The sequence below is a fragment of the Candidatus Melainabacteria bacterium genome (assembly GCA_003963305.1).
Lineage (GTDB): Bacteria > Cyanobacteriota > Vampirovibrionia > Obscuribacterales > Obscuribacteraceae > PALSA-1081.
Genome location: RXJR01000003.1, coordinates 213,417 through 230,945 on the forward strand (window position 1 = coordinate 213,417; position 17,529 = coordinate 230,945).

16 protein-coding genes and 1 pseudogene are annotated in these 17,529 nt (G+C 50.0%); 5 read left to right on the forward strand and 12 right to left on the reverse strand.

The genetic code is table 11. The features are described 5' to 3' along the window. Positions 1–104: 104 nt before the first annotated feature. The 3 genes and pseudogenes from EKK48_04020 to EKK48_04030 form a co-directional block, all read right to left on the reverse strand. Positions 105–317: pseudogene (locus tag EKK48_04020) on the reverse strand (hypothetical protein). 954 nt (positions 318–1,271) lie between these two features. Then, entirely contained in the window at positions 1,272–2,510 is a 1,239-nt protein-coding gene (locus tag EKK48_04025) for a S41 family peptidase (protein ID RTL45232.1), read from the reverse strand. A gap of 180 nt (positions 2,511–2,690) precedes the next feature. Beyond that, positions 2,691–4,250, reverse strand: a complete 1,560-nt coding sequence (locus tag EKK48_04030) for a UbiD family decarboxylase (protein RTL45233.1) — start codon at positions 4,248–4,250, stop codon at positions 2,691–2,693. A gap of 198 nt (positions 4,251–4,448) precedes the next feature. On the opposite strand from EKK48_04030, the gene EKK48_04035 reads away from it, so the two are divergent. Beyond that, positions 4,449–5,414 (forward strand): endonuclease/exonuclease/phosphatase family protein, encoded by a 966-nt coding sequence (locus tag EKK48_04035; GenBank protein RTL45234.1) that lies wholly within the window; start codon positions 4,449–4,451, stop codon positions 5,412–5,414. A 27-nt stretch (positions 5,415–5,441) separates the two neighbouring features. On the opposite strand, the gene EKK48_04040 is transcribed toward EKK48_04035, so the two are convergent. The 5 genes from EKK48_04040 to EKK48_04060 form a co-directional block, all read right to left on the reverse strand. Beyond that, positions 5,442–5,858: a cytidine deaminase gene (locus tag EKK48_04040; protein RTL45235.1), complete on the reverse strand. Its 417-nt coding sequence runs from the start codon at positions 5,856–5,858 to the stop codon at positions 5,442–5,444. A 61-nt stretch (positions 5,859–5,919) separates the two neighbouring features. After that, a complete protein-coding gene (locus tag EKK48_04045) occupies positions 5,920–6,225 on the reverse strand; it encodes a hypothetical protein (GenBank protein RTL45236.1) in 306 nt (101 codons plus the stop codon). Positions 6,226–6,426: 201 nt separating this feature from the next. Further along, positions 6,427–7,023 carry an RdgB/HAM1 family non-canonical purine NTP pyrophosphatase gene (rdgB, locus tag EKK48_04050; GenBank protein ID RTL45285.1) on the reverse strand — a complete coding sequence of 199 codons (597 nt, stop codon included), beginning with the start codon at positions 7,021–7,023 and terminating at the stop codon, positions 6,427–6,429. 20 nt (positions 7,024–7,043) lie between these two features. Further along, entirely contained in the window at positions 7,044–9,407 is a 2,364-nt protein-coding gene (locus EKK48_04055) for a bifunctional (p)ppGpp synthetase/guanosine-3',5'-bis(diphosphate) 3'-pyrophosphohydrolase (protein RTL45237.1), read from the reverse strand. A gap of 180 nt (positions 9,408–9,587) precedes the next feature. Continuing rightward, on the reverse strand, positions 9,588–10,529 hold the full coding sequence (locus EKK48_04060; GenBank protein RTL45238.1) for a hypothetical protein: 942 nt from the start codon (positions 10,527–10,529) through the stop codon (positions 9,588–9,590). A 192-nt stretch (positions 10,530–10,721) separates the two neighbouring features. Between EKK48_04060 and EKK48_04065 the strand changes: the two genes are divergently transcribed. Next, entirely contained in the window at positions 10,722–11,318 is a 597-nt protein-coding gene (locus EKK48_04065) for a hypothetical protein (GenBank protein RTL45239.1), read from the forward strand. 149 nt (positions 11,319–11,467) lie between these two features. Here the strand turns inward: EKK48_04065 and EKK48_04070 are convergent, their stop codons facing one another. Then, positions 11,468–12,217, reverse strand: a complete 750-nt coding sequence (locus EKK48_04070; GenBank protein ID RTL45240.1) for a DUF2071 domain-containing protein — start codon at positions 12,215–12,217, stop codon at positions 11,468–11,470. A gap of 229 nt (positions 12,218–12,446) precedes the next feature. Here EKK48_04070 and EKK48_04075 point away from each other — a divergent pair, with 229 nt between their 5' ends. After that, the gene (locus tag EKK48_04075) at positions 12,447–12,941 is read left to right on the forward strand and encodes a hypothetical protein (GenBank protein RTL45241.1); all 495 of its coding nucleotides are present in this window, start codon (positions 12,447–12,449) and stop codon (positions 12,939–12,941) included. A gap of 266 nt (positions 12,942–13,207) precedes the next feature. On the opposite strand, the gene EKK48_04080 is transcribed toward EKK48_04075, so the two are convergent. The 3 genes from EKK48_04080 to EKK48_04090 form a co-directional block, all read right to left on the reverse strand. Continuing rightward, complete coding sequence (locus EKK48_04080) at positions 13,208–13,930, reverse strand: site-2 protease family protein (GenBank protein ID RTL45242.1); 723 nt, start codon at positions 13,928–13,930, stop codon at positions 13,208–13,210. A gap of 115 nt (positions 13,931–14,045) precedes the next feature. Next, the gene (gene panE, locus EKK48_04085) at positions 14,046–14,966 is read right to left on the reverse strand and encodes a 2-dehydropantoate 2-reductase (GenBank protein RTL45243.1); all 921 of its coding nucleotides are present in this window, start codon (positions 14,964–14,966) and stop codon (positions 14,046–14,048) included. Between the two features lie 141 nt (positions 14,967–15,107). Next, complete coding sequence (locus tag EKK48_04090; protein RTL45244.1) at positions 15,108–15,629, reverse strand: deacylase; 522 nt, start codon at positions 15,627–15,629, stop codon at positions 15,108–15,110. Between the two features lie 114 nt (positions 15,630–15,743). Here EKK48_04090 and EKK48_04095 point away from each other — a divergent pair, with 114 nt between their 5' ends. Both EKK48_04095 and EKK48_04100 read left to right on the forward strand, forming a co-directional pair. Further along, positions 15,744–16,763, forward strand: coding sequence for an alcohol dehydrogenase (locus EKK48_04095; protein RTL45245.1), 1,020 nt, complete (start codon positions 15,744–15,746; stop codon positions 16,761–16,763). Beyond that, positions 16,763–17,521: a nucleotidyltransferase gene (locus EKK48_04100; protein RTL45246.1), complete on the forward strand. Its 759-nt coding sequence runs from the start codon at positions 16,763–16,765 to the stop codon at positions 17,519–17,521. The genes EKK48_04095 and EKK48_04100 overlap by 1 nt, the downstream gene beginning before the upstream one ends. Positions 17,522–17,529: the final 8 nt, after the last annotated feature.

Sequence of the window (17,529 nt, forward strand, 5' to 3'; positions counted from 1 at the left end):
CTAGCAGACTGCAAAGAACAGACCATTTTTTATCGTAAAACATCATCGAAACCTTTATGCCGTAATCCTTTTAACGCTACCTTCCAAACATTCTAACTAACGCACTAACGTTGCAACATCCTCAGTCCTTGATTGAGTACGGAATTCATCATCATGTTCTGACCCATGCCCATGCCCATGCCGCCCATTGGCATGCCGTAGCCACCCATGCCCATTCCCATAGGCATCCCGTAACCACCCATGCCCATGCCACCCATGCCCATGCCGCCCATACCCATGCCGCCCATAGGCATGCCGTAACCGCCCATGCCCATGCCGCCCATCATCATGTTGCCCATGCTGGCTGCAGCCATGCCGGCCATTCCCATGCCTGCCATCGGTCCCGCCATTTTAGCGACGCCTCCGAGCGCCTTTCCGAGTTTACTGCCGATACCCGCCTTCTGAGGCTGGGCTGTATCCATCGGAACCTGGGACGCAGTGTTGTTTACATCGTTCGGGTTGGGATAATCTGCTTGCCAGCCGGGTGGAGAAGCAGGTGCCGAAGCCTGCTGGCTCTGCGGCGGATACTGCGGTTGTTGCTGCTGTGCATAACCCTGCTGAGGATACTGGGGCGGTGCGCCGCCGTATCCCTGCGGTGGCAGTTGACCTGGAGCTTGCTGACTGACCGGGTATCCTTGCAATTGCCCGGGTTGAATCTGCGGTTGTTGCTGCTGAAACTGTGTATAACCCTGCATAGTTTGTGCCGGAACTGATGTCCCATATGGATTTGGGTCATTTGATGGCAGGATAGGTTGTGGTTGGTAAGAAGGATTTTGCGGAGGTGGCGCCGGCATCGAGGAAGTGTTGCCGGGGTTCGACTGCCATTGCGGTGGAGTATTCGGCCATCCGCTCTGCTGGGCAATCACCGGACCGCCCTGATAGACGCCCGGTAAGATTTGAGAGCCTGGTGGTGCGTTGGAATCAGCCAGGGCAAGCTGTGTGCTGCCAACCAGAGCCATTACGGCGAGGGAAAGACAGTTGCGCAACGATTCCAACTTGGGAAAACGTTCCATTATATCTCCAAACAAATGTAATCCTCATTATGTGGCCGATTTTAGTTTTCAAGCAACTAAATTCTTCGGAAATGCGCAATTTTGCAAGGATTTTGGCAAAAAACTGGAATCGCACTCCGAAATCACTCTTTAACGGTCTTCAGGAGAGGCAATGGACAGGTGTGAAAGTCAAAAGAGCGCCGGTTTCGACCCGACGCCCTTAACGAAACTGTCCTTCAGTTATTTGCCTGCGATAGCCGCACCCTGAGCCACGCTGCTTGTGCGCACTTGTTTCTGAGACATGCGGTTTGGCTTCAGGCTGGCGATCTTTTCTTTCAAGAAGCTCATTGCAGTTTTGATCTGTTCTTCTTTGTTGGGGACATTGATGTCTGGAATGACGCCGACTTTATTGATGTCTGAACCACCGGGAGTGAGGTATCTTGAAACGGTGATGTGTACAGCAGCTCCACCGGGCAAGCGGTTGATTTCCTGCACCAGACCTTTGCCGTAAGTGTGTGTGCCGATCAATGTTCCGCGTCCGTTGTCTTGCAGAGCAGCCGCGAGAATTTCGCTGGCAGAAGCGCTTTCGTCATCGACAAGGACTACGATTGGCTGATGAGTAACGGGGTCACCTGAAGCCAGGTCGGTGTGACGTCCATGTCTGCTTATGGTGCTTACGATTGCTCCGCTTTCGAGCAGCATGTCCGCGATTTCGAGGGCATTCGAAAGCAATCCGCCTGGGTTGTCGCGCAGGTCGAGAATGAGACCATCAGCGTTCTGCAGCTTTTGCAGAGCTGTTCTGAATTCTCTGGAAGCGTCATTCGAAATGAAGGTTGAAAGGGCTATGTAGCCGATGCCGTTGTCCAGAACTTTGGATGTCACCGCATGAATAGCGATTTCCTGTCTTGTAATGTTGACAGTCTTCGTTGCATCACCGTGACGAACACCGATGTTGACCACGGTGCCGGCTTTGCCGCGAATGTGTTCGGCGGCTTGTTCAGGTGTCATGCCGACTGCTGAGATGTTATCGATAGCGATGATTTCGTCGCCCGAGCGAACACCCGCTGTTTCTGCCGGTCCTTCTTCGATGGTTCTGGTGACGATAAGTTTTTTCTGGTCTTTCGACTGTTGGAGATTTATGCCGATGCCGACGATGCGGGCGTCGATAGCGTCGTTCTCATCCTGGAATGCACGAGGATCGAGGAAACGTGTGTAGGGATCGTTGAGAGTCTCGAGCATTGCTTTGATGTACCTATGAGCATCAGCAGTCGTTTTGATTTGACTGTCGTACTTGTGCTCGAGGTCATTCCAGTTCTGGTTGTGAAAGCTCGATTCGTAATAGTTGTCGCGAACAAGCTGCCATGCTCTGTGATAGACCTCTTGCGGCTGCGAGCGGTGACCCTGCGCAGGCTGGTACATCATTGATGAGCAAACTAAAAAAGCCAAGGCCAAAGAGCCGATGCGCTTGAGACGTTTCATTAGGCACACTCAGTGAAATATAGGTATTTAACGACCCGCTCTTAAAGCGGCTTTCAATCTGAAACCGAAAAGTCTGGGTTCGTATTTCTTTTATTCCCGACAAAACTCAGTTTCAACATCGCTAGATTAAATAGTGGCGCTTGACATCCAGGAATTTTTAGCGGTCGACAGTATTTTTTACTAAGAGCTTGATTTAAAGCCGTAGGAAGTCCATTTAGAGCTAACCAGATCTCTTATCTCTGAAGTCATTGTCAGAGGCTGGGGCCAATCGCGTGTGAAGCCCTCGGACCGCCACTTGCGGGTGGCATCGATACCCACTTTTGAGCCGTAGCCCAGCATCGGGCTGCTGTGGTCGAGAATGTCCAGCGGTCCTTCGGCGAACATCATGTCGCGTTTGGGGTCTGTGTTGCCGAAGACATGCAGTGCTACCTCTGACAGGTTCTGTACGTCGATGTCTCTGTCTACAACGATGACGAACTTGGTGAACATCAGTTGCCCCAGCCCCCATACGGCACTCATCACCTTGCGAGCATGGCCCGGGTAACGTTTGTCTATGCTGATGATGGCACAGTTGTGGAACACTCCCTCCCACGGCAGGTTCATATCCACGATCTCAGGGACCAGCATCTGCACCATGGGCAGGAAGATACGTTCTGTCGCTTTGCCGAGGTAGCAGTCTTCCTGCGGCGGCTTGCCGACGATGATGGTCTGATAGATTGGGTCACGCCTGTGGGTCACGGCAGTGACGTGCAGCACTGGGAACATGCCGGCCAGACTGTAGAAGCCTGTGTGGTCGCCGAACGGACCTTCTTCCTTCAGCTCAGACTGGTTCACATAGCCTTCGATGACGATCTCAGCTGTTGCCGGCACCTCAAGGTCGACTGTTTTGCACTTCACCAGTTTTACGGGGCTCTGCTTGAGAAAACCAGCGAAGAGCAGCTCGTCTATATCTGGCGGCAGCGGTGCTGTCGCAGCGTAAGTGATGGCAGGATCGCAGCCAAGCGCGATAGCCACCTGCACTCGCTTATCATCAGGTTTCGCTTCTGACGGCGAAAAAACGGTGCCATAGTTTGGTGGTTCAACATCGGTTTGCGATGTGTTGTCGAACTTGTGCTTAGTTCTTCGGTGATCTTCGAAGTGCTGAGCACCACCATGATGTTTATGCCAGTGCATTCCGGTTGAAGAATTGTCGTAGCGCTGCAATCTGTACATGCCGAGGTTTCGAATGCCGGTTTTGGGATCGCGAGTGATCACAACTCCCATCGTGATGAATGGTGCAGCATCTTCCGGCCAGCATTTGATAATCGGCAGTTTGTCCAGCATGGGCTGCGTCGGATCTGTGATTACGACTTCCTGACACGGAGCAGGTTGGTTTGATAACTTTGGCGGAAATTTACCCACCTCAATCAAAGTGGGCAGCAAAGCCAGTTTATCCATAAAACTTTCAGGAACTTTGGGTTTGATCAAATGTCTGATTCGCGCCGCTATCTCGTCGAGATTGTTTACCTCCAACGCCATGCATGTTCTTTTCAAACTGCCGAAAGCATTGATTAAGACAGGCATGCTGTAGCCTTGCACATTGGTAAACAAGAGAGCTTTGTTTGCACCATCACGGCTCTTGCAAGCGCGATCTGTGATCTCCGCGATTTCCAGTTCAGTCGATACCGGAACATCGATGCGCAGAAGTTCACCGGCTTGTTCAAGCGCTGCAATGAATGCCCGCAAATCTGTGAATGACATGATAGTTTTCCTTGTTTCCGTTTGCTAAAAAAAGTATGTCATTAGTCTGACGAAAGTGACAAAGGACGAGGACCTAGCATAATAATTTGAAATGGAATTGTGTACACTGGGTGAATACGGTTGCCAAGCTGCGTGAGCAAAAGCCTCTTTACGTCTGACAGCCACCATTTTGAGTAGTTTCCGGAAAGTTTATCGTCGATGATCAGGCAGTTTAACTTCGCACTAGTTATCGCGCTTATGGTTGCGATAGCGTGCATTTCCTTACTTGGTTATGCTGGTGAATATCTTGACGTGGCAGAGCTTGTCAGTCATTTCAGATTTCTCTACTTTTTAGCAACATTGCTGCTCGTGGTTCCTGTGGCATTTTTGCGCAAGCGCAATATCATCGTGGCGTGGATCCTCTTGCTTGTTCTTACGATACTGCCCATGATGCCGCTGATGATTCAAGTGGACCATAGTTTTACTGCGCCGAACACGCCGCACATCAAAATTCTTCAGATGAATTTATGGGGAGGACGCAACACTAATACCGATGCCGTCCTGGAAAACGTGCGGAAATTCGACCCTGACATTCTCGTCTTTTCAGAAATAACAGGAAAGTGGGAGAAGATATTTGATACCGCATTGAGTGATTATTCATTTCGTGTAGTGGAAACAAAGTTTGGTGGCATTGCTGTTTATAGTAAACATCCGCTTCTTGCTGCAAAGGTGTTTTACTATGGTCAGGTGAAGAGACCACGCATTGAGACTGTGGTTCACCTGAAGAGTAATGAGTTGTTTCTGATTGCCGCTCATCCCGTCATTCCAAAGTATATGTCGGTTAGAAATGGCGAGATGGATGAGATTGCTAAGGTTGCAGCTAAATCGAGTCGGCCGGTGGTGCTAGCCGGTGACTTGAATTGCTCTCCCTGGTCGTACTATTTTGCTCGGCTGCAACGTGATAGTAATCTCGTAGATACTGAACCAGGCTTCGGATTGCAGTGCAGTTGGCCTACCGCCATTCTTGAAAAACGCTTACAGACTCCAACGTTTATACCGATCGATCACTTTTTGGTCAGCGATAGTTTTAACGTAATCAATCGTGCGCTTGGTACTAAGGATGGTTCCGACCATCTGCCTGTATTTATTGATCTCACTTTGAGAGAGGATGCCCTCAAAGAGTAAAAATACAGAGTTCAAAGTGCGACTTGATCAAGTTGAAGTCAGATTTTGAGGTCCAAAATTGAACGGCAGCAAGTCCTGCAAGGCAATCACTTTTGCGGAGCCGTTTTCCTCAATCACTACTTCGACATCGATCCCGAATTCCACAAGCATTTGTCTGCAAATGCCACACGGATATGCCGGTGGGTTCAAAGCAATCGCTTTGATACGACGTTGATTTGCCGCCACCGCTGCTGATACTGCAGACATCTCGGCGCAAAGCGATCCTCCGAAGCTGGCGATTTCAACGTTGCAGCCCCGAAAAATTTCGCCTGACTCCGTCAAAACGGCAGCGCCTCGATTCAACTTCGAGTACGGGGCATAGGCACGAGTAGAAGCGTCTGATGCCGCTTGCAGTAAATCTGTTTTTTCTTTCTCTGTAATCAAAGCAGTTTGCGTCCGAACCAGCTGTTCGAGTTAAGTCCGATGGGTTTTAGCTATCTCTTCAACCAACCCGATTGGATTTTACCTAACCCGGCTGGGGATCGCTGCCATAGTTACCGAGACGAGGCTCTAAATTCAACAACCAAAGGAGCAGGTCGAAGCGTCGTTCGCGTATGGCCAGACGATCTTCGTTGTGAAGTTGCTCTTCTTCCGGACCCAACAACCATTCCAGGCTTTCTTTGACGTCAAATGTGCGCTGTGTCAGAGAAAGATTGCTGACCGCAGCCGCCATGTTGGTGATGGCTGTGTCTTCGCCGTGCAATGGGGTCGGATTTTGCGGTCCCACGTAGAAGCCGTTGCCGTTGCTTCTCACTACAAATGAATCTGTCACTGGGTTCTCGCTTTCTGGCCGCGTCTTTGATTAGATGCAGCACATACGGGCTGGGGTTTCGGAGGACAAGCTTATCCCTTGTGAACTGAATTTGTATATGTGGCTCGTCTCATGCTGGGATGATATTTTTTTATGGAGCCGTAATCGCCGTGTGCTGGCACCGGGGCGCCGTATGCGCTTCTGTTTCAATTGGAAAAGTGCTCATTTCGACACTTTTTGGTGTAGGGAATCGAGAAATTCCAGCATCGCCCGCCAAGCCTGCCCACGGTGGGATCTCGCGTTTTTTTCTGCGGGGCTTATTTGGGCGGAAGTTTGATTGAGATCTGGAAGATAGAAGATCGGGTCGTATCCGAAACCGTTTTCGCCTCGTTCGTCTCGGGCGATAACTCCTCTCCATTCTCGTAAAGTTGTATGCAGAACGTTGCCGGTGTCATCGCAAAGCGCCATTGCGCAAACGAATGCACCGCCTCTTTGATCGTCTGGAATTGAATGCAGATCATCCAGCAGTTTGCGGCGGCGGTCGGTGTCACTGCCGGGGCAATAACGGGCTGAGCGAATGCCTGGCGCGCCATTGAGAGCATCTACAGCGATGCCGGAATCATCTGCTATGGAAAGTTTGCCGGTCATTTCCGCGGCAGCTTTCGCTTTGATAATTGCATTCTCTATAAAGGTATTACCGGTTTCTTCCGGGTCAAATTGGTCCGGCGCCAGTTCCAGCTCCAGCCAGTCGAAACCTTGCGCCAGTTCCTTCAGCTCTCTTAGCTTGCCGGGATTTTTTGTCGCCAGGACGAGATTCATTTTGCCGTTTGGCACAAGCTTCATTCTGCTGTCTGACTACGCTTCTTCGAGGTTCTCAGGGTCGCGTTCTTGACGGGCGCTGGAGTCGGATTTGGATTTATATTGACGTTCTTTTTTTTGCCAGTCGGTTTCAACGGCGTCACATTGCTCCCACCCGAAGAGGAAGGTGTGGTCTTTTGCGTTGTTTTCTTTCTGTGATCGCGACGTTGCACGCGTAAAACATCGCTAATCTGACTGATAGATTGTGAGACTTTTGTTAGCTGGTCCACATCTATTACATCCAAAATGATGTTGATGGTGGCTGTCTTTTTGTCGCGGTGAGTTTCAACTCGCAAATCGCGCAGGTTTATTTTGTTGTCTGAAACTTTCTTGAGGATATCGCCGGCGATACCAACTCTGTCGAGGCATTCTACTTGCAAGGCGGCTGGATATGCGCTGCTTCGCTCCTGGGACCAATCGACTGCCATTCTTCTGTCGGCATCTACTTTTAGTAAGTTGTTGCAATCGGTTCGATGTACTGCTATGCCAGATCCACGGGTGACGACGCCTAGAATGTCTTCTCCGGGAACTGGCTGGCAACACTTTGCCAGGTGGTGCATCAGCCCACCAAGACTGCCGATATGACTTGGTTTGCTGGGTTGACTGGTTGGTGTTGGAGCAACGTATCCTTTTTTCGCGATTGCTTCTGCTTGTTCCTGTTCGCGAATTTTGTTGGCGACCTGAGATACAGAGAGATCTCCGTATCCAACCGCTGCAAGAATGTCGTTTGGATCCGAGATATTGAGCTTGCGACCGACTTCTTTCAAGGCCGGCGACTTCAAAAATTCTTCCAGGTTGGAGCGACCGAGTTCGGCTTCCAACATCTGTTTTCCCTGTTGAATGTGCTCTTCTCGATGGTGTTTCTTGAACCACTGGCGAATGCGATTTTTTGCCTGATGTGTCTTGGCGAAATTCAACCAGTCCATGGTCGGATGCGCATTCTTACTGGTTATGATTTCGACGATATCGCCGTTCTTCATGTTCGTGTTCAGCGGCACGATGCGGTCGTTGATGCGAGCACCGACGCAGCGGTGACCAACATCTGTGTGAACGCGATAAGCGAAGTCGATAGGGGTAGAGCCGGTCGGGAGGTCGAAAACATCTCCACGCGGGCTGAAGACGAACACCTCGTCTTCGAACAAATCCATTTTTACTGTGTCGAGGTACTCTTGCGCATCGACGAGATCTTGCTGCCAATCAACTAGCTGGCGCAGCCACGAAAGTTTGCGATCAACATCTGTGTCTGCTTGGGCAGCATCGCCCGCTTCCTTGTACTTCCAGTGAGCGGCGATACCATATTCGGCAATATGGTGCATTTTGCGAGTGCGGATCTGCATTTCCACAGGGCGACCTTTAGGTCCGACTATGGCAGTATGCAAAGACTGATAGCTGTTGAATTTCGGCATGGCGATGTAGTCTTTGAACCGACCTGGAATCGGACGGAACAGTGCATGCACCAGCCCCATAACTTCATAGCATTTTTGCGTATCCGGATCGGCGTTCAACTCGCAGAAGTTCTTATCACCATTTGATTCAATGATGATGCGAATCGCCAGCACGTCGTAAAGTTCTTCGAAGGTCTTTTCCTGACGCTTCATTTTTTTCCAGATGCCGAAGAGATGTTTCGGCCGTCCGACAATTTCTGCTTCGATTTTGCGCGCAACCAGCTCTCCACGCAGCTTTTCGACAACCTGCGTGATCAGATATTCTCTCTCGGAGCGGCTGTCTGCAACGAGTTGAAGAATTTCTGCGTACTCTTCCGGATGCAGATACTTCAGACCGAGATCCTCCAGTTCCCACTTCATTTGTCCGAGACCGAAGCGGTTGGCTAGAGGTGCGTAGATTTCCAGGGTTTCTTTGGCAATATCTGCTTGCTTGCGTGCCACCATGTGGTCCAGGGTGCGCATGTTATGCAGTCGGTCAGCCAGCTTTACCAGCACAACTCGCACATCTTCAGCGATTGCCACGATCAGCTTGCGGAAATTCTCCGCCTGTCGTTCTTCTTTTGAACTGAAACTGAACTTTCCGAGCTTTGTAACACCTTCGACGATCTGGCGAACATCTTTGCCAAACGCCTCTTCCATCTCTTTGGGTTTGACATCGCAATCTTCTAAGACGTCATGAAGCAGACCGGCGCTGATCGTCTGAGCGTCGCTGTTCAGCTCTGCCAGAATGCAGGCGACTTCGACCGGGTGAATGATGTACGGTTCTTCCGATTTCCTGTATTGCCCGTCATGAGCCTTGTAGGCGAATTCATAGGCACGACGAATGAAAGCGATATCTTCAGCCCGTCGTTGTTGACGGGTGAGAATCTCAAACAGCCCCTGTTCGATCGGCTGGGACATCTACACTTCCATGTGTTTGAAGAGGGAAGGAAAAACCTTCGAAATTAATGAAGATTATACAATTCCCGAAACCTTGTTCCCAGCGTTGATTAAGCAGCGTGACGACAAAATGCAATCCTTTCACAGGTTTAATGCATTTGTCTTCGCCTTCAGCCGGGTTTGCAAGTGGTCACAGGGGCGCTATTTTGCCCAGGGAACGCTGTTTATGTCTTTTGGCAGCGGGCTGCCACTAGCTCCCCAATTATTGTCGGAGCCGTAACTGTCGTAATAATTTCTCGGTTGATTTTTGGTCGGAGGAGCCGCCGGCGCTGTGACCGCGGTGGAACCGGAGGCGTAGTAACCTCCAGAGGCGGTGGGATCAGCTGTCGCCGGCTGATAATAATTTCCTGAGGATGGGCTGGGTCCTGTCTGGATGACACGATTGGGTACTGTGCCATGAAACGAACCACCGAATCCGGTTCCCATAAAAGCCGGATTTCCTATGCCACCAAATCCGAAGCCGCCATAATTGACGGAAGAGAAGGCTGACCAGCCGCGCCCCCATCCTCCTCCCCAGGCACCACCGCCCCAGCCGCCGCCCCAACCTCCAAGCGACCTGCCGACGAATGGTAATCCGAACGATCCAACATAAGGAACAGCTGGAATTCCAAAACCGCCTAAACCAAAACCACCTAAACCAAAACCGCCTGCGTAAGGGATTCTTCCGAGTGCCGCAGAACCGATGCCTGTTCCCCAGCCACCATAAGTTGGCAGAAATGGAGAGCCCCACAACGGTCTCGGCGCTCCGTAAAGAGCGGGAGTTGAAAGGAAGTTCGGATTCAATCCGGCGTTGGCAACGGATGCGGGATTCAGCACGTTGAGCGGGTTAGTGGTATCACTCGTGGTACCCGGTGTGAATATTTGGGCAGGAACTACAGTAGGAGCGACATAAGGCCAACCTTGTGAAGCACCGGGAACGCTAAAGTGACCTACCTGAACGCTGTCGGTCGCCTCGGCGTTGGAAGAGAAAGCCAGAGTCATAAGCCCTGCGGCGGTGACAGCGACCGTGTTCAGCTTCAACAGACCTTTGTGCATGCGCAACTCCCTGGTTACTTTCGGCCAGACTTTTGATTTATCGATCATACTGCGCACGGCAGAAAATTAGACTTTCTTTTCGCGGAACATGATTATGGGGTTGCGCGTCTTAACCGTTATTGAAGGTTCTGATGCGAAGGCCCAGACCCTGGGGTATTCGCGCGCGCTGGTGGGTTACGAAATGGTGCTCAGGACTACATCTTCAATGCATATTCCTGTACGGATCTGGAGTCTTAGCCAATGATTCGACCATTAATCACCGCCTGCAGTGTGCTCGCCATCTTTTCGGCCGTAGTGGTTTCTTCGTCGCCGCCGGCTGTAGCAGCTTCTCCTCAAGCACCTACTGTTGAATCATATTCGGCGTGCGAAGAACAGATTGGTCCGCGTATTTATCAAGTCAGCAGAGTTGTCATCGACGCAGCACCGAATCAGGTGCAAGATGTTATCACCGACTACGATCACACCGATAAGGTTTTCGACAACGTCTCTAAGTGCAAAGTTGTGAAAGAGTCTGGTGATTTGAAGCATGTTGCATTCACCGTCAAGACACTTGGAAGTTTGATCACGTGTGATTACGTGCTTGAAATAAAGTCGACTCCCGGACGAATCGAATGGAAGCGAGTCAGTGGAGCGTTTAAGGCTAACGAAGGTTTCTGGAAATTCGAACCTACCAATGGCGGACGGTCGACTCTAGTAACCTACGCGAAATATGTGGATGGTGGTCTTCTGGCCCCTAAGTTCATCGTCAATCGCGAAATTCGTAATTCAATGCCTGTGATTATGGCTAATCTGAAAAGCACCGCTGAACATGACAATGCTGTAGCTGCGAAGCCCTGAGTTTAGCTGCGAAGCCCTGAGTTTAACTGCGAAGCCTTGAGTTAACTGCGAAGCCTTGAGTTAACTGCGAAGCCTTGAGTTAGCTGCGAACTTTGACCTACGAATCTAGAATCTTACTGCGCAATCTTGCGTTAACCGAGGCATTGAGTTTAGCCGACTGGCACCACTGACAGTGGCCACTCAATAGTGTCTATTCTTTCCGAGTAATGTAAAAGCGGCTTGCAATCCGGAAGTTCGAAACCTAGCGGTCTCGTCATGGAGTTGATTTCGAACTCGGCTTCGGCTGGTTGGAGCGGCCAGACGTCGTGATGTATAACGCCGCGATGAAGTTGACGTGTTGAATCAGTCGTGTACAGGCAGTAACGTTCAGTCAAGAAACGATCGATCGAACCGTTGCCCGCATTGATCACATCACCTGTGGGTCTATAGGACAGGATAATTGCGGCTTCCTCGCTGGCACGTTCGCTCGTATAGTCAACAATTCCATCTTTCTTTTCATGCATTGACATTTTCGCTCTGAAATAGGGGAGATGGTAAAACTTTCTTGCTATCAAAACTGCGATTGTATTTGAACAATCGAGGCTGAAGAAATAGACGCCTGGAATTCCATCTCGGACAACATACGTGCGTACGTTCAACTCTAAAAAGTTGGAGAGACGACTCTTTGTTTTCGGCGTATAGCGAGGATAGACGTCGTTCATCACGAACGGAACAATGCCGACCCATGCGTAACCATCGAATAAGTCGAGTTCAAGCGAATTGGGAACGAGATCTCGAATGATTTCTGCTTTGATTGGCCAGTGGGCAAAAAGTAGCTTAGCCCAGGTCTGGCTCATCACCCAGAGGGATGTGGGCACCGGAAACGGTCGATGCTCGACTTTTGACAATAACGGATGCATACATCAAATCCTTTCCTGACGCCTTCGCTGATTCGGTGTGAATCATACCCGATGAGCCAAATCATTTATAAATTCTGTGGACGTTGTATCTGCATGTTATCGCGGCTCTTTTACAACGTGTACCCTGCCTGTATCATTTAGATCTACTGAATGGATGCTCTTGTTTCGATTACACAGGGCATCGAAACACTCAGTCAGGCAATCAACGGTTGAGTTCGGGTGAATTGGAATGAAAAGTGCTGATGGGTGGATGAAAGACGGTAACCCTGAGCAATACGAGATCGGTATTGACGACAGTACTGTGCACAATGCCTCTCCCAGTTTGGCGATTCGCTTTAATTCAGATGATGAGCCCGCTGGTTTCGCAGCCGCATTTCAGAATCTTGAGGCGCGGAAGTTTCTGGACAAACGCCTTAGAATGACGGCTTTTGTCAAAACTGAGCAGGTCGATGGCGCTGGATTGTGGATGCGTGTGGATGGTCCAAACGAGGACCAGCCCCTAGCATTCGACAATATGTTCACGCGGCAAATTAAGAACACCACGGACTGGAAGCGCTATGAAGTTGTTCTAGATATTCCAGCGCGAGCGACAGGAATCTCCTATGGCGCTCTGCTGAATGGAAAAGGACAGGTTTGGGTTGCGGATTTCAACTTTGAAGAGGTTGGCAATGATGTTGCCACAACAGTCAAGAAACCGCGGAAAACGGCGACACGAAGCGCCTAGCGATTTTGGCTGGTCGCGTTAGTTCCTGTGGCTGAGACTCACAGGTGCGTCTTCGCGGGGAGTTTCTTCCAGGCCTTCGCAGCATTTGCTCAGATCGATGGTGATTGAGAATACTCGGATGATCTCTAACGTTTTAACAATCGAACTGGATTCGGTGTTGTTCATTAAATAGCCCTCGCCTCGTTGTCGGTAAGATACATCAACCATCGTGACGATGTCGTGACTAAACTGAATCTACTAATGCGATGAGAATGACGCTATCTTTTCTATTCCTTCTTTGCTTTGCCTACCTGGCTGAGCATCATTACGCCAACAAGGACCAGCACCAGATAGAATTTCTGCTGGCTAAAGAGGGTGTAGCCGATCTTGATTAAATTGAGCGGCACGTTGAGCTGATAAGCCACAGCCATAGATGTGTCCCACAGCAGTGCGTTCAGTGGCTCGACGAACCACATCAGGCCGAAAACCAGCCAGATTCCATACCTTCCGAAATTGTTCATTGCTATACGTACAGGACGTGGCAGAAAGGGTTCAATCACTCCGTAACCGTCCAGGGGAGGAATTGGCAACGAATTCAGAAAAAATGCCACGATTTGCAAAAGCACGAGAAACGCCATGGCTGGAGCTAGCCAGGCAAGATTGTCCGGCGGCTGAATGTTCAATAAAAATGGAAGTGCGTAGACGAAAATCATAATCGCGCTTCCCAGTGGTCCGGCCGCTGAAACAGCTGAATGCCAGAATCGATTCTTAAGGGCGCTTCGATCGATATAGACTGCTGCACCTGGTAATGCGATTCCACCAATCATGAGCATGACAATCGGCACCACCAGTGTGAGTCCTGGATCCGTATATTTGAGAGGGTTTAAGGTGAGGTAACCTTTCTCTTTAACTGATTTGTCGCCACCGATGTAGGCTACCAGCGCATGACAAAATTCGTGCACGCAAAGTGCTAATATCCAGCCGAAGCAAACTGTGAGTGCTAGAAACATTTTGGTCCCGCGAAGCTAAGTTAAGGGTAACACAGCGCGATCAAGCGCGATTATGCATGTTCCATGCATCAGTATCAGATGCGTTCCCCTGCGTGTCGATAGGGGCGGGTGCGTATCAAATGCGGTGGCGCCGTTGCTCGTACGCTTTGACGTTGCAATAAGCCATTCTCAGTGCGGGCACTTCCACGTCTTTTTTCTCAGCTCTGGCGATAAGGTCGCCCAGGATTTGGTCACCTTCGACGTTGTTTCCTTTTTCCAGATCGCGCAGCATTGATGCGGCGAGCGTTGATTTCTCATCGATAGATCTTGCTAATGTGTCACGCACGAATTGTTCGCCTGGTTCGTGCCCGTGTGCTTTCATGACGGCAAGACACTCATTCAACATCTGTTCTGCGATTTCTTTGCCGCCGGGCGAGCGCGCAATCTCGCCAATGTTGGCTCGCATCAAGCAGTTCAGACCGGCAAGAGTGGCTAACATTACCCACTTTTCCCACATGTCCTTCTGTATGTTCGTGCTGGCAATCGATTTGTTTTTCGCTTCTGCGGTCATTTCCTTGATCGCTTTGATGCGTGGAGACATATCGCCGTTTAGTTCACCGAATTTGAGTGTATGCGCATCGTTCAAGTGTACGATACGTCCGCGTTCGTCTACAGTCGCGGAAATAATGCACATTCCGCCTATGACGCGTTCCTTGCCGAAAGACTTCTGCAGCTCATCTATATGTCGCAGTCCGTTTAGTAATGGAAAAATTGTTGTGTTGCTGCCCACTCCAGGCTTGATTGCAGCTATTGCGCTGGGTAGATCAAACGCTTTGCAAGAGAGAATTATAAGTTCGAATGGTTCTTGAACCTTCTCGATCAGCTTGACGTCCGGCCGCGTTATGTCACCAGTGGCACTCTTTACTATAAGTCCAGTTTCGCGGAGTTGTTCTGCCTTCTTTGGTCTTACTAGAAAAGTGACGTCTGCCCCGGCTTCTAACAGTCTCGCTCCAAAATAGCCGCCGGTGGCACCTGCACCTAATATAAGTGTCTGCACTTGAATCCCCTCTCAGTCCCATAAATTATTGCACGCGAGATAAGTGGAATTGCAACGGATGGAGATCAGACCTATGTAACACTAACGCTATTGAGCGTCGGTTGGTTGGTTGGTTGGTTGGTTGATTGGTTGTGAATTGAGCTAGCAAAAGTAATTGCTCAAATCTCTAACGATATTTACTGATGATTCTTTGTCTGTGAGATTGGCAATAATCGCGTTCGTTGCTTTCACGAGGTCGTGTGGTGTAATCATGATTTCTTCGCCCCACTGACCAGCGCCGACTCCAAGTATTTCTTGCTTTGCCAGAGATTCGTCTAGAACAGTGCGAAAGCCCTCGGGCTGCCAGTGAAAGGGGGGAATCGATCCGATTACATAGCCTGTCACTTTCTGCACTACATCTGGTGCAGCCATTTTTATATTGCGCGAACCGAGAGCCTTTTTGAGATGACCAGAGACGACGTTTTGATCTGCGCCAACCATGATCAGCGCATGTTCAGGTTTGTCGGTTTCAAAAATCAGCGTCTTCACCATCTGGCGTTCGCTGAACCCGAGCGCCTCCGCCACATTTGCGGCGCCCTTCTCTGTTGTCGGCGGAAAGGAGAGGCGCTTGTAGTGTATACCGTGGCGATCTAAATATTCGTGAGCCGGAAGAATTATCGTCATGCAATGCACATTTCATAACTGAAAGCAGCAAGAGTTATACCATATGGAAGCAGCTGACTAAGTGTTGGCAAGTGGCTTTGCGCCAGCGGTGTCATAGGGAATGAGGTGCAGTACATGGCAAAGATGCGTGCGGTTCAGGTTTCGAAGGCTGGTGGACCTCTCGAGTTGGTTGAAAGAGAGATTCCAAAACCTGCATCCGGTCAGGTATTGGTTAAGGTACAAGCCTGTGGCATTTGCCACAGTGATTCTCTGGTCAAGGAAGGTCACTGGCCAGGCATTCAGTACCCTCGCGTACCTGGTCATGAAGTTGCCGGCGTAATTGCTGAGGTTGGTGCCAACGTATCGGCGTGGAAAGTCGGGCAGCGCGTTGGCGTTGGTTGGTACGGTGGCCACTGCACCGAGTGTGAGTCTTGCCGTCGTGGCGATTTCATTACATGTCAGAAAGGGTTGATCGCCGGTATCTCTTATGACGGCGGCTACGCGGATTATATGATTGCCCCAGCGCAAGCGCTGGCATTGATTCCGGACGACTTGAACGCGGTTGAAGCTGGACCGCTTCTCTGTGCCGGTATCACCACATTTAACGCGCTTCGCAATAGCATTGCCAGACCTGGAGATCTCGTTGCGATTCTAGGTATAGGTGGGCTTGGACATTTAGGCGTGCAATTCGCTCGGCGAATGGGATTCAATACAGTTGCCATTGCCCGAGGCAAGGACAAAGAAGAACTGGCTCGCAAGTTAGGAGCGCATCATTACATTGATAGTAAGGCCTCAAATGTAGCCGATGAGCTCAAGAAACTCGGCGGTGCTAAAGTCGTGCTTGCCACTGTCACCAATAGTGATGCCATGGCTGCCACCATCGGTGGTTTGGCTGTCGATGGTACGCTGCTTATCGTTGGTGCGTCATTCGAGCCACTTTCTTTCAACGTGCTGCAAATGATTGGTCCTCGTCTGGCTATTAAGGCATGGGCATCAGGTACGGCTATTGACTCCGAGGATACTTTGAAGTTCAGCGTTCTTACCGATGTGCGCTCGATGAACGAAGAGTACACACTGGACAAGGCGACTGAAGCGTATGAACGAATGATGAGCGGGGCTGCAAAGTTCAGAGTCGTTATAAAAACTGGAAATTGATGGAATTTCCTTCTGCTCTTAGTGATGCCGTACTGAAGCACAAATATCCGCTGGTGTTTGCTACGGTCAGTGGCGCACATCTGTATGGATTTCCATCACCCGATTCTGATTTCGATTTGCGGGGCGTGCATGTTTTTCCGGTGCGCGATCTGCTTGGTTTAGACGAGCCCGACGACACCATCGAGCTCTCGAGCCTTGAGGGTGGAATTGAATTAGATCTGGTCACACACGATCTGAAGAAATTTATCTTGTTGATGTTGCGACCGAACGGTTATGTGTTGGAACAGCTCCTGTCTCCACTAGTGGTGCACACAACACCCGAACATGAAGAGTTAAAGGCTTTGGCTTCTGATTGCATAACGCGCCATCATGTTAATCACTACGTTGGCTTTGCCAATTCTCAATGGCGATTGTTTGCTGGTGAGAAAGTACATCGCGTTAAGCCGCTGCTGTATGTTTTTCGTATTTTGTTGACCGGAATTCACTTGATGAAAACCGGGATAATCGAAGCCAATTTGAACATCTTAAACGAACAATTCAAACTGGAGTATTTGCCTGAGTTGATTGAACAAAAACAAACCAGTAACGAGCAAAGCACACTTGATTCCTTTCGGCTGCATTTTTACGAGAGCGAATTTCAGCGGCTGCTGGAGGAGCTAAAACAAGCTTCCATTGATAGCAGTTTGCCTGAGCATTCTTCTGCCAGACCGGCATTGAATGATCTGCTTAGACGGGTTCGATTACAAACTCTGTCATGACTTACTGC